This is a genomic window from Sphingomonas sp. Leaf20 (assembly GCF_001421535.1).
In the GTDB taxonomy this organism is placed as follows: domain Bacteria; phylum Pseudomonadota; class Alphaproteobacteria; order Sphingomonadales; family Sphingomonadaceae; genus Sphingomonas.
Genome location: NZ_LMKN01000008.1, coordinates 347,485 through 360,108 on the forward strand (window position 1 = coordinate 347,485; position 12,624 = coordinate 360,108).

At 67.9% G+C, this 12,624-nt stretch carries 12 protein-coding genes; 5 read left to right on the forward strand and 7 right to left on the reverse strand.

What is annotated here, in order from left to right; all coding sequences use genetic code 11:
• Positions 1-29: 29 nt before the first annotated feature.
• Positions 30-227 carry a hypothetical protein gene (locus tag ASE72_RS20240; RefSeq protein ID WP_156350368.1) on the forward strand — a complete coding sequence of 66 codons (198 nt, stop codon included), beginning with the start codon at positions 30-32 and terminating at the stop codon, positions 225-227.
• On the opposite strand, the gene ASE72_RS09865 is transcribed toward ASE72_RS20240, so the two are convergent.
• Positions 196-465: a GlsB/YeaQ/YmgE family stress response membrane protein gene (locus tag ASE72_RS09865; protein ID WP_056020289.1), complete on the reverse strand. Its 270-nt coding sequence runs from the start codon at positions 463-465 to the stop codon at positions 196-198. The genes ASE72_RS20240 and ASE72_RS09865 overlap by 32 nt on opposite strands.
• 172 nt (positions 466-637) lie before the next feature.
• Here ASE72_RS09865 and ASE72_RS09870 point away from each other — a divergent pair, with 172 nt between their 5' ends.
• A complete protein-coding gene (locus ASE72_RS09870; protein ID WP_056020293.1) occupies positions 638-2,113 on the forward strand; it encodes a helix-turn-helix transcriptional regulator in 1,476 nt (491 codons plus the stop codon).
• Positions 2,114-2,245: 132 nt separating this feature from the next.
• Here the strand turns inward: ASE72_RS09870 and ASE72_RS09875 are convergent, their stop codons facing one another.
• From ASE72_RS09875 to ASE72_RS20660, 3 genes are all read right to left on the reverse strand, one after another.
• On the reverse strand, positions 2,246-3,634 hold the full coding sequence (locus tag ASE72_RS09875) for a glutamate--cysteine ligase (RefSeq protein WP_056020296.1): 1,389 nt from the start codon (positions 3,632-3,634) through the stop codon (positions 2,246-2,248).
• Positions 3,635-3,734: 100 nt separating this feature from the next.
• Positions 3,735-4,496 (reverse strand): 16S rRNA (uracil(1498)-N(3))-methyltransferase, encoded by a 762-nt coding sequence (locus ASE72_RS09880; RefSeq protein WP_056020299.1) that lies wholly within the window; start codon positions 4,494-4,496, stop codon positions 3,735-3,737.
• A 184-nt stretch (positions 4,497-4,680) separates the two neighbouring features.
• Positions 4,681-4,836, reverse strand: a complete 156-nt coding sequence (locus ASE72_RS20660; RefSeq protein ID WP_200916227.1) for a hypothetical protein — start codon at positions 4,834-4,836, stop codon at positions 4,681-4,683.
• 84 nt (positions 4,837-4,920) lie between these two features.
• Here ASE72_RS20660 and ubiA point away from each other — a divergent pair, with 84 nt between their 5' ends.
• The 3 genes from ubiA to ASE72_RS09895 are packed head-to-tail and all read left to right on the forward strand — an operon-like array spanning position 4,921 to position 7,996.
• Positions 4,921-5,844: a 4-hydroxybenzoate octaprenyltransferase gene (gene ubiA, locus ASE72_RS09885; protein ID WP_056020304.1), complete on the forward strand. Its 924-nt coding sequence runs from the start codon at positions 4,921-4,923 to the stop codon at positions 5,842-5,844.
• A 15-nt stretch (positions 5,845-5,859) separates the two neighbouring features.
• The gene (locus tag ASE72_RS09890) at positions 5,860-7,206 is read left to right on the forward strand and encodes a TldD/PmbA family protein (RefSeq protein ID WP_056020306.1); all 1,347 of its coding nucleotides are present in this window, start codon (positions 5,860-5,862) and stop codon (positions 7,204-7,206) included.
• Complete coding sequence (locus tag ASE72_RS09895) at positions 7,199-7,996, forward strand: 3'(2'),5'-bisphosphate nucleotidase CysQ (protein ID WP_268795892.1); 798 nt, start codon at positions 7,199-7,201, stop codon at positions 7,994-7,996. The genes ASE72_RS09890 and ASE72_RS09895 overlap by 8 nt, the downstream gene beginning before the upstream one ends.
• 153 nt (positions 7,997-8,149) lie before the next feature.
• Here ASE72_RS09895 and typA read toward each other — a convergent pair whose 3' ends face one another.
• The 3 genes from typA to ASE72_RS09910 form a co-directional block, all read right to left on the reverse strand.
• Complete coding sequence (gene typA, locus ASE72_RS09900; protein WP_056020309.1) at positions 8,150-9,994, reverse strand: translational GTPase TypA; 1,845 nt, start codon at positions 9,992-9,994, stop codon at positions 8,150-8,152.
• A gap of 172 nt (positions 9,995-10,166) precedes the next feature.
• Positions 10,167-11,192, reverse strand: coding sequence for a DUF2268 domain-containing protein (locus tag ASE72_RS09905; protein WP_235532314.1), 1,026 nt, complete (start codon positions 11,190-11,192; stop codon positions 10,167-10,169).
• 298 nt (positions 11,193-11,490) lie between these two features.
• Complete coding sequence (locus ASE72_RS09910; RefSeq protein ID WP_056020314.1) at positions 11,491-12,504, reverse strand: zinc-binding alcohol dehydrogenase family protein; 1,014 nt, start codon at positions 12,502-12,504, stop codon at positions 11,491-11,493.
• Positions 12,505-12,624: the final 120 nt, after the last annotated feature.

Below are 12,624 nucleotides of genomic sequence, written 5' to 3' on the forward strand. Positions count from 1 at the left end.
GCGTGAATTCGAAGGCGTCGCGCGGAAGAATGAGGGTGTCAGCACCGCCGACGATCGGTCCGCTCGCTGCGCGGCCCGCGACGGCGATGCCGACGTCGACCACCGCCGATACCGCGCAGATCCGCACGGGCCTTGGGCGCGCGCGCGTGTCGGACGGGGTGAAGGGCGACACGGGTGCGCCGCCCTTCGTTACGCTCAGCGAACCGTGCCGCGGCGAAACATGTTGACGATCGCGAGCAGGATGACCGCGCCGACCAGCGAGATCAGGATCGACTGGATGTTGAGCGCGCCGTCCATGATCGAAGCACCACCGATCAGCGGCGTGATGAGGACGCCTGCGAGCAGCGCACCGACGATGCCGACGACGATGTTGAGAAAGACGCCCTGCTGTGCATCGGTCCGCATGATCATGCTGGCGACCCAGCCGATAAGACCGCCGACGACGAGAAGGATGATGAGGTTCATGATAGGGCTCCTGGACAATATGGGTACAGGTGCTTCAACACTCTGGAGCCGGGATCCGTTCAGTCCGGACGATTTCCAGCGATTTCGATATTGGTGCGCACGCACCAGCGGCGTTGGTAGAGCTGTACCGCGCGCGACGGGAACCCGATGCTCTGCGGGGCGCTGAACCGGCATGACCGACACGCCCCCGAAACCGCTACACGCCCCGACGCTGCACCATCTCGAACAGCTGATGACGGGGCTGCTCGAGGGCGTGATCCTCATGGATCCGACCGGGACGATCCTCAGCGCCAACCCCGCCGCATTGCAGATGCACGGGGTCAGGCGCGTCGAGGATCTCGGGCAGACCGCCGACGACTATGCCACGCGCTTCCAGCTGCGCTACCGCGATCACCGCAAGCTGCCGCGCCGGGAGTATCCGCTGATGCGGCTGCTCGCGGGCGAGAGCTTTCCCGATCTGATCGTCGAGGTCACGCCCGTCGACGCCGATGAGCCGCGGTGGGTCCACCAAGTGCGCGACATCGTCATGGACGAGGATGGCGGCGAACCCGATTGCCTGGGCCTGGTCATCAACGACGTCTCCGAACGATTCGACGCAGAAGCCCGGTTCGAGGCGATGTTCCACGCCAATCCTGCGCCCGCGCTCATCATCCGCATCGCCGACCAGCGTTACGTGCTCGTCAATCAGGGCTTTCTCGACCTGTCAGGCTATGAGCGCGACTGGATCGTCGGCAAGACACTGTTCGATTTCGACTTTCTGGCAGACGTCGACCGCAAGCCGTTCGTCCGGGATTGCGTCGCGTCCGGCAGGACGATTCCCCAGCTCGAGGCCGAATTGCCGCTTGCCGACGGGACGACGACGCTCGTCATCCTTGCCGGGCAACCGATCGAGCTCGCCAACCAGGACTGCCTGTTGTTCACCTTCGCCGACCTCGAACCGCGTAGGCGCGCGGAACATGCGCTGAAGGCGAGCGAACGCCACTTTGCATCGGTGTTCGAGATGGCCCCGGTCGCGATGGTCGTGACCGAAGGCCGGGACAACCGCATCGTCCAGGTGAACGCCGCGTTCAAGGCGCTGACCGGCTATGCCGACCGCGCCGTGATCGGCCGCATCGCCGACGATCTCCAGCTGTGGAACGACGCGGGCCAGCGCGAAGACCTCGAGACCGAGATCGGCGAGCATGGCGGTTTCCGCGGCCGCGACGTGCAACTCCTGCACAAGGCCGGCGAGGCGCTCGACTGCCTCGTGTCCGCCGAACGGATCAGCGTCGACGGAACGCCGTGCGTGCTGTGGCTGTACCAAGACATCTCGGCCCGGCGACGCGGGGAGCTCGAACTCGTCGAAGCGATCGACGCGGTGATGAAGGACGCGAACTGGTTGAGCCGGTCGATCATGGACAAGCTGGCCACCCTGCGAAATCCCCGCACCGCGACGGGTTCCGCCGCAGCGACGGTCGAACTCAGCAAGCGCGAACGCGAGGTGCTGGAGCTGATATGCCAGGACCTCGACGACGCGGCGATCTCGGAACGGCTCGCGCTGTCGCGCAACACGGTGCGCAACCATGTCGCGCGGCTCTACGCGAAGATCGGCGTTAACCGGCGGAGCGCCGCGATCGTCTGGGCGCACGAACGCGGCGTGGGGCGTTGATACCGACGGTCCGGTTGACCGGCGGGGTGCGCGGTGCCGATGGAAAGCCGCACCAATGGGTTCCGGGCTGCTTCGATCCCGTCGGCGATCGGCGTCGGGTGATCGACCATCCTTGCCTCCCGGCATGATGCGCTAAAACCGGGATTCTTGATAGACGTTTGCGACGTCCTTGTCCCAGGCGCCGTTATACTTGTCGAGCAGCAGCTCGGCCGGGACCTTGCCCGAGCGGATGATCTCGCGCAGCGGGTCGAGGAAGCCGGTCTCGTTGTCGCCCGCCTGATTGAGGCGCGCGCGCGCCGACAGGCCCGCACCGGCGATGTCGAGCACCGCACCGGCGATGTCGCGAAGACGGCCACCCCCCGCGATCGGCGCGTCGAGGCCCAGCTTCGGGACAGAATCGCGCAGCGACTGGCGTTCGTCGATCGTCCAGTCCTTGACCAGATCCCAGGCGGCATCGAGCGCGCCCTGGTCGTAGAGCAGCCCGACCCAGAGCGCGGGGAGCGCGCAGATCCGATTCCACGGCCCGCCATCGGCACCGCGCATCTCGAGGAACGTCTTCAGCCGCACCTCGGGGAAGGCGGTCGAGAGATGGTCGGTCCAGTCGTCGAGCGTCGGCTTTTCGCCGGGCAGGACGCTGAGCTCGCCCTTCAGGAAATCGCGGAAGCTAAGCCCCGCCGCATCGATATACCGGCCCTCGCGGTAGACGAAGTACATCGGTACATCAAGCGCATAGTCGGTGTAGCGGTCATAGCCGAAGCCATCCTCGAACACGAAGGGCAGCATGCCGGTGCGGTGCGGATCGGTGTCGGACCAGATATGGCTGCGATACGAGAGCATGCCGTTGGGCTTGCCCTCGGTGAAGGGCGAATTGGCGAACAGCGCGGTCGCCAGCGGCTGGAGCGCGAGTCCGACGCGGAACTTCTTCACCATGTCCGCCTCGGACGCATAATCGAGGTTCACCTGGATCGTGCAGGTCCGCAGCATCATGTCGAGCCCCATGCTGCCGACGCGCGGCATGTGCCGCAGCATGATCGCATAGCGGCCCTTGGGCATGATCGGCAGTTCGGCGCGCGTCTTGTCGGGCCACATGCCGAGCCCGAGGAAGCCGATGCCGAGCTTCTCGCCCGCGGCTTTGACCTGTTCGAGATGGCGGCCGGTCTCGGCGCAGGTCTCGTGCAGGTTGTCGAGCGGCGCGCCCGACAGCTCGAACTGGCCTGCGGGCTCGAGGCTGATGCTGCCGTCCGCGCCGGTCATCGCGATCACGTTCTCGGTGCCGTCGGGGCCGCGCTCGAGCACCGGCGCCCAGCCATGCTGCTCGAGCTCGCCGAGCAGCGCGCGGATGCCGCCCGCCTCGGTATAGGACGGCGCGTGATGGTCGTCCTTCGCGTACACGAATTTCTCGTGCTCGGTGCCGATCCGCCAGCGGTCCTTGGGTTTCTCGCCACGCGCGAAGCTCGCGATCAGCTGGTCGCGCGACTCGATCGTCGCGCTGGTCTTTGCGGGGGCGGTATTGCTCGTCATCGCCGCGCCTTACGCGTCGATGAACGAGCGTGCTAGAGGGGATTCGGACCGGTCGGTAGCAATGTCGTGCCGCCAGCGATCGGGGCCGCCGCCTTATGGGTCAAGTCGTTGATATGTCAGCGGTCCAGTCGCCAGTCGCGGCCATCCAGAGCGCGACGGCCGCGGCCGCTGCGGTCTCCGCGCGCAGGATGCGCGGGCCGAGTCCGATGCCGACCGCCTGCGGGTGCGCGCGAATCGCCGCGCGCTCGTCCGCGTCGAAGCCGCCTTCGGGACCGATCAGGATCGCCGCCGGGCCCGGACGCGCGCGCATCGCCGCAAGGGCTGCCGCGCCGCCGGTCTCGTCCGCGAAGAACAGCGTGCGCTCCGCAGGCCAGTCGCGCAGCAGCGCGGTGAGTTTGACGGGCTCGGCGACCTTGGGCAGCGCGGTGCGGCCGCATTGCTCGGCCGCCTCGATCATGTGCGTGGTGAGCCGCTCGGTATTGGGCTTGTCGACGACGGTGCGACGCGTGACGACGGGGACGAGCCGGTCGACGCCGAGCTCGCACGCCTTTTCCGCGAGCCAGTCGACCCGGCCCTTTTTGAGCGGTGCGGCGCAGAGCCACAGATCGGGTACCGCCTCGCGTTCGCGCAGCAATTCGGTGACGTCGAGGACGAGATCGCGCTTGCCGACGCTGATCGCGGTGCCCAGCCATTCGCCGGTGCGGTCGTCGAACAGCTTGACCGGATCGCCGATCTTCAGCCGCATGACACCCGCGAGATAATGCGCGGCGGGACCGTCGATCGGCAGCGGGCCGGGGCTGAGCGGGGTGTCGACGAACAGCCGCGGCGTGGATTGCGGCGGCCAGGCTGGGGTTGCAGGCATGGCGGAAGCCCTAGCAAATCCGGTCGGTGACGGGGAGGGCGTTTCGGCCTCGCCTGATCCTCCCCCGCCAGGGGGAGGTGGCGCCGTAGGCGACGGAGGGGGAGGAAGGGGTCACGTCTGTTGCGTTTCCGCCCCCTCCGTCAGGCTTCGCCTGCCACCCCCCCCCTGGCGGGGGAGGATTAGCTTAGCGGCGGTTCCAGAGTTTGCGGGCTGCGATCCACACGATGATCGCGACCGAGACGCCGAGGATCAGCATGCCCGCGACCGCGCCCGCCACGCGGAAGATGCCCCAGAAAAGCGCCTCGACGAAACGGCCGACCGCAACCGACAGGCCGATCATGCAAGGGGGCTCGAACGCGACACTGGCGTGATCCTAGCCGCTGCGGGCTTGCGCGCCAAACGCCGTCTTCCTACGCCCCGCGGCATGCAGACCAGCCCGACCCCGCCGGACATCGTCCCCGACAGCGAACATCGCGGTCTGGTCGCACGGCTGCCGCCGACGCTGCGGGGACTGGCGCTGCTCGCGCGGTTCGACCGGCCGATCGGCTGGTGGCTGCTGTTCTGGCCCGGCGCGTGGGGGATCGCGCTCGCGGGCGGGGCATGGGCGCAGTGGGACCTGATCGCGTGGTTTCTGGTCGGCAGCATCGCGATGCGCGGGGCGGGCTGCGTGTTCAACGACATCGTCGACCGCGATCTCGACGCGCAGGTCGCGCGGACGCGCGCGCGACCGATCCCGAGCGGGCTCGTCTCGCTGCGGCTCGCCTGGATCTGGCTGGGCGTGCTCGCGCTTGTCGGGCTGGTCGTGCTGCTGCAGCTGACGCCGCTCGCTGCGGTTGTCGCGCTGGCGAGTCTGGCGCCGGTCGCCGCCTATCCGTTCATGAAGCGCATCACCTGGTGGCCGCAGGCATGGCTCGGGCTGGTGTTCAGCTGGGCGTTGCTGGTCGGGTGGAGCGACATTGAGGGCGCGCTGACGTTGCCGATGTGGTTGCTCTATGCGGGGTCGATCGCGTGGGTGATCGGCTATGACACGATCTATGCGCTGCAGGACCGCGAGGATGACGCGATGATCGGCATCCGGTCGTCCGCCTTGCGGATGGGGCGCCACGTCAAGGCGGGGGTCGGGATCTTCTATGCGATCGCGATCCTCTTCTGGGCAGCGGCGTTCTGGACGATCCGTCCCGATCCGCTCGCGATCGCCGCGCTGGTCCCCGCGGCGCTGCATCTGGGGTGGCAGGTGCTCACGCTGCGCGCCGAGGACGGTACGGGCGCGCTTGCCCGTTTTCGCGCCAACCGCTTCACCGGGTTGCTGATCTTCCTCGCCTGCGTGGTTGTCGGCACGAGTGTGTGACCCTAGATCGTCGGGATGCTTACACCCGACCAAGCCCGCGACCGCGCCCATGACATCGTAGCGCGCGCGAAGGCCGCCGGCGCCGACGCCGCCGATGCGGTCTTTGCCGCCGACGCCTCGCTCGACGTCTCGATCCGCCTCGGCAAGCTCGAGGATATCGGCCGGTCGGAGAGCGAGGACCTGGGGTTGCGCGTGTTCGTCGGCAAGCGATCGGCGAGCGTCTCGACCTCCGACCTGTCGTCCGCGGCGATGGACGCGCTCGCTGCACGCGCGGTGGCGATGGCGCGCGAGGCTCCCGAGGATGCCTGGGCCGGACTCGCGCCGGAAAGCCGGTTGCTGCACGGCCTGCCGCCGATGCTGGGGCTTGCCGACGATGGCGTGGTCTCGCCCGAGCAGCTCCGCGATGCCGCGACGGCTGCCGAGGATGCGGCGCGTGCGGTTGCCGGCGTGACGAACAGCGAAGGCGGCGGCGCGAGCGCGTCGAGCAGCGTGTGGGCGCTGGCCACCAGCCATGGGTTCGCGGGCGCCTATGCCTCGACCGCGTACGGCGTGTCGGCGAGCGTGCTGGCGGGCGAGGGCGGCGCGATGCAGCGCGACTATGCCTATCACAGCGTGCGGCACCGCCAGCATCTCGAATCGCCCGAGGCGATCGGGCAGCGCGCGGGCGAGCAGGCGGTCGCGCGGCTTAATCCCGGCCGGCTCGCGAGCGGGCCGATGACGGTGGTCTATGACCCGCGCGTCGGGAGCTCGCTGCTCGGCCATCTGATCGCGGCGATCGCGGGGCAGGCGATCACGCGCAAGACGAGCTTCCTGCTCGATTCGCTGGGTTCGCAGGTGTTTGCGCACGGCATCACGATCCGCGACGATCCACATCGGCCTTACGGATTGCGGTCGCGGCCGTTCGATGGCGAGGGGCTGCCGGTGTCGCCGACGGCGATCATCGAGCATGGCATGCTCGAAAGCTGGCTGCTCGATTCGGCGTCGGCGCGCCAACTGGGGCTCGAGCCGACCGGCCATGCCGCACGCGGCGTCAACGGCGCGCCGGGCGTGTCGACGAGCAACGTGTTCATGGAAGCGGGGACGATGCCGCCCGAGACGCTGATCGAGGATATCGTGTCGGGCGTCTATGTCACCGAGCTGATGGGCGGCGGCGCGAACGGCGTGACCGGCGACTACAGCCGCGGTGCGGCGGGGTTCCGGATTGAGAACGGCGTCATCACCGGCCCGGTCGCCGAGTTCACGATCGCGGGCAATGCCAAGGACATGTTCCTGGCGATGACGCCCGCGAACGATCTTGAATTCCGCTATGGCATCAACGTGCCCACGCTGCGTGTCGAGGGCATGACGGTGGCGAGTGGCTGAACCGACCCTGCGTGATGGGGCCCAACTGATCGAGGCCGTCGAGTCGATCGCCGCCGAGGCGGGTCAGATGGCGCTTGCGCGGTACGGGACCGATTTCAGACGCTGGGAAAAGACGCCGGGCAGCCCGGTGTGCGAGGTCGATATCGATATCGACCGGATGTTGAAGGCGCGGTTGTCCGCGCTGTTGCCCGACGCCGGTTGGCTGTCGGAGGAAACCGCGGACAATCCCGCGCGGCTCGCGCGCGACCGGCTCTGGGTCGTCGACCCGATCGACGGCACGCGCGACTATATCCGGGCACGCCCGGGCTGGTGCGTGTCGATCGCGCTGGTCGAGCGCGGGCGCGTGGTGATCGGCGTGCTCGATGCGCCGGCGCGGGGCGAGATCTGGTCGGCGGCGCTGGGGCAGGGCGCGACGCTCAACGGTACCGCGTTGCGTGCCGGCGACCGCGTCGACCTTCCGGGATCGCGTGTGCCGACCGATGCGCTGCCCAAGGCGGATCGCGATCTGGCGGTGGTCGACAAGCCCAACTCGATCGCGCTGAGGATCGCGATGGTCGCAGCCGACCGCGCTGATCTGGTGGCGACGCTGCGCTGGGGGAATGAGTGGGACATCGCCGCCGCCGCGCTGGTCGCGAGCGAGGCCGGGGCGGCGGTGACCGACGCGGTCGGGATCCCGCTGGTGTTCAACAAGCCGCGCCCGCAGGCGTTCGGAGTCGTCGCGAGCACGCGCGGGATCCACCGCGCGGCAATTGCGCGGCTGGCGGATCGGGCGGCGGCTATCCTGGGGTAGGACTGGGTGCTGGGCTGGACACGAAAAAGGCCGGAGGTTTCCCTCCGGCCTTTTTCGTGTCCGTGGCGCGACCCGGCAAAGCCGTGTCGTCGGACCTCGCTGTAGCGAGGCCGGCCGAGCGCCTGAGGCTCAGCCGGCTTCGCCGTGCTGGCCTCAGGCGCTCTGCTTAGCCCGGCTCGCCCGCTTGCGCTCGTTCGCATCGAGGAAGCGCTTGCGCAGACGGATCGACTTCGGGGTGACTTCGACCATCTCGTCGTCGTCGATATACGCGATCGCCTGCTCGAGCGTCGCACGCTTCGGCGGGGACAGGCGGACCTGGTCGTCCTTGCCGCCGCTTGCGCGGAAGTTGGTCAGCGCCTTGGTTTTCATCGGGTTGACCTCAAGGTCGTCCGGCTTGGCGTTCTCGCCGACGATCATGCCCTCATAGAGCGCCTCGCCGTGACCCACGAACAGGATGCCGCGCTCTTCAAGCGGACCCAGCGCGTAGTTGTTCGCTTCGCCCGACCCGTTCGAGATCAGCACGCCGTTCTTGCGGCCTTCGATCTGGCCCTTGTGCGGACCGTACTTCTCGAACAGCCGGTTCATGATCCCCGTGCCGCGCGTGTCGGACAGGAATTCACCGTGATAGCCGATCATCCCGCGGCTTGGCGCCGAGAAGGTGATGCGGGTCTTGCCGCCGGTCGACGGACGCATGTCGGTCAGTTCGGCCTTACGGATGTTCATCTTCTCGACGACGGTGCCCGAATGCTCCTCGTCGACGTCGATGATGACGGTCTCGTACGGCTCGGTCTTCTTGCCGTCCTCGTCCTCGCCGAACAGCACGCGCGGACGCGAGATGCCGAGCTCGAAGCCTTCGCGGCGCATCGTCTCGATCAGCACGCCGAGCTGAAGCTCGCCGCGACCGGCGACTTCGAAGCTGTCCTTGTCGGCGGCCTCGGTCACCTTCACGGCGACGTTCGACTCGGCCTCGCGGAACAGGCGCTCGCGGATCATGCGCGACGTCACCTTGCTGCCCTCACGGCCCGCCATCGGCGAATCGTTCACGGCAAAACGCATCGACAGCGTGGGGGGATCGATCGGCTGCGCGTGCAGCGGCTCGGTCACCGTGATGTCGGCGATCGTGTCGGCAACCGTGGCCACCGAAAGCCCTGCGAGCGAGATGATGTCGCCGGCCTTGGCTTCGTCGACCGGCACGCGGTCGAGGCCGCGGAACGACATGATCTTGGACGCACGACCGGTTTCGATGATCTTGCCGTCGTTATCGAGCGCGTGGATCGCCTGGTTGGTCTTCACGGTACCCGAATTGACGCGACCGGTGAGGACGCGGCCGAGGAACGGATCGCGATCGAGCAGCGTAACGAGGAAGGTGAAGGGCACGCCGGCGACTTCGACCTTGGGCGGCGGCACGTGCTTCACGATCGTCTCGAACATCGGGATCAGCGTGCCTTCGCGCGCGTCCATGTCGGTCGAAGCGTAGCCGTTGCGGCCCGACGCGTAGAGCACGGGGAAATCGAGCTGGTCGTCGTTCGCGTCGAGCGACACGAACAGATCGAACACTTCGTCGAGCACTTCCTGGATGCGCGCGTCGTTACGATCGACCTTGTTGACGACGACGATCGGCTTGAGGCCGAGTGCCAGCGCCTTGCCGGTGACGAACTTGGTCTGCGGCATCGCGCCTTCCGACGAATCGACCAGCAGGACGACGCCGTCGACCATCGACAGGATGCGCTCGACTTCACCACCGAAATCGGCGTGGCCGGGCGTGTCGACGATGTTGATGCGGATGCTCTCGCTCTCGCCCGGGGGCGTCCAGTCGACCGAGGTCGGCTTGGCGAGAATGGTGATCCCACGCTCCTTTTCGAGGTCGTTCGAATCCATTGCGCGCTCTTCGACGCGCTGGTTGTCGCGGAAGGTGCCGGACTGGCGGAAGAGCTGGTCGACCAGCGTCGTCTTGCCGTGATCGACGTGCGCAATGATCGCCACGTTGCGGAGGCTCATGAATGTATTCTCTTGAAACGAGGAACGGGGTTGGCGCGCGCCATAGCGTAATTGTTGCGCCGCGGGAAGACCGGGCGGGTTCGGGGACTCACGCACCGTCCCGTCATCCTGACGAAAGTCAGGATCCAGAGCCACGTAGGTCCGCGCTTGTTACCCTGGATCCTGACTTTCGTCAGGATGACGGGGGGCGGCGCTTGTATGCTCCCGCGGCGAGAATGACACGCGGATCGCGGACCGCCAGCATCGCCCGGAGCGCGGCGTGCTTGTCGGGCGCGGCGGCATAATAACGTTGCCAGATCCGCAGACCCATCCAATAGCCGAGCTCGGGTGGCCAGCCCGCGGGCGGGGTGGAGTAATTGCCGACCCAGCGGGCGTATGCCTTGGCCTCGGGCGAACCCTCGTCCGGGTTGTCCTTGTCGGTCAGGCTGCGGGTGAGCGCGATGTCGGCCTGCATCTGGCGCCAGAGCTCGGCCTCGCGCGGGGTTGCCCAGGCGGCGCGGGCGGTGTCGGGCTCCTCGCCGGTCACGAGCTGCGCGATGAAGTCGGCGGCGCCCTCGACGAGGATCGCGGTGAGCAGGGGGTCGCGCGCGAGCGTCATGCCGGCATCCTCCTGGATCGCGTGCACCGTCTCGTGCGCGAAGAAATGGCGGAGCGTCTGGCGCAGTTTCTCCGGGGTCGGGGAGATGCGGCAGAGCACTTCGAGGCCGAGCACCTGTGCGCCGGGCTTGGCGGTGCCGCCCGAGCTGTTCGCGCCGAAGACGATATAGACCTGCGGAAGTTTCGCGTCGGGGAGCGCGCCGCGGAGACCGAGATAGATCGATCGGAGATCGGCGGTGGCGGCCTTGGCGGCGGGGAGGCAGGTCTTGATCGCTTGCGCATAGCGGTTGGGATTGGCGGCGATCGCGCGGGCGAGCGTGTCGGCGTCGCCGATCCGGCCGGGGGTGAAGACACCGATCGCGACGCTGCCCTTGTCGAGATAGTCGCGTTTGAGTTGTGTGGCGGTGGGCTTGCCCTTGGTTCTGGCGAAGAGCGCGGCGAAGCGGTCGGCGTCTTCGGTGTGGATTGTCGCGGTAAGCGGGTCGGCGGGCGGCGGGCGATTCGTGGCGGCCGCGGGGAGGAGGGCGAGCGCGAGGATCAGCGGGCGGAGCATGCTGCGCAGCGTATCGTGTGCTAGCGAGAGCGCCAGAGCGGATATCACAATCCTCCCCCGCAAGGGGGAGGTGTCGCCGAAGGTGACGGAGGGGGAGGACACGCAACGGGCGTGCTCGCCTGCCGCCCCCTCCGTCAGGCTGCGCCTGCCACCTCCCCCTGGCGGGGGAGGATCGTGAGGTAGTGGCGATCGGAAAGCCCACTTAAGCCCCACCCCGGCGGAAGCCGGGGCCCAACTGGAAAGGTGGCAATGATGACGCGCTGCCAGCCGTTACCGCTGTTCCCCAATCGGGCCCCGGCCTTCGCCGGGGTGGTAAGAAGCGGGAGAGATGGCGCCGACGTGGGACTCAGAACCCCTCGAGCACGATCTTCCCCTTGGCGGTGTGGCTCTCGATCCGCGCATGCGCCTTGCGCAGGTTGGCCGCGTCGATCCGCCCAAAATTCTCCGCGAGCGTCGTCCGCACTGTCCCCGCGTCGACCAGCTGCGCGACCTCGTCGAGGATGCGGCCCTGCTCGACCATGTCCGCGGTCTGGAACAGCGAGCGCGTGTACATCAGCTCCCAATGGACCGAGATCGACTTCTGCTTGAGCGGGCTGATGTCGAGCGTCTCGGGATCGTCGATCAGCGCGAGCCGGCCCTGCGGTGCGATCAGCGTCGCGATCTCGGCGACATGCTCGTCGGTATGCGTCGTCGAGAAGACGAAGCCCGGCGCGCCGAGCCCGAGCGCCGCGACCTGGTCGGCGAGCGGCTTGCGGTGATCGATCACGTGATGCGCACCGAGATCCTCGACCCAGCCCCGCGTCTCGTCGCGCGAGGCGGTGGCGATCACGGTCAGGTCGGTGAGTTGCCGCGCCAGCTGGATCGCGATCGAGCCGACTCCGCCCGCCCCGCCGATGATCAGGATCGCGTTCGCCGCACCGGGCACCGGCTTGCGTACATCGAGCCGATCGAACAGCGTTTCCCACGCGGTGATCGAGGTCAGCGGCAGCGCCGCCGCCTGCGCCCAGTCGAGCGTCTGCGGCTTGTGCCCAACGATGCGGTCGTCGACGAGGTGATATTCGGCGTTCGTCCCCGGCCGGTCGATCGCGCCTGCATAGAAGACGGCATCGCCGACCGCGAACCCCGTCACCGCATCGCCGATCGCGACGATGGTCCCGGCGGCGTCCCAGCCGAGCACCTGCGGCGTGCCGTCGGGATCCGCGCGACGCTGGCGGATCTTGGTGTCGACCGGGTTCACCGACACCGCCTTCACTTCGACGAGCAGGTCGCGGCCGGTCGCCTCGGGCTTGGGCAGGTCGAGATCGACGAGCGACTGCGGATCGTCGATCGGGAGCGATTGGGTGTAGCCGATGGCGCGCATGCTGTGTCTCCTGGAATATGGGGACAAAGCCGCCGACGCCCCTCCCTGGTTCCACGCAGCGGTTGGCAAGCCAGGTGTATTATCTATATACGCCACTTGAACGCGGCGCGGGTTGCAGCC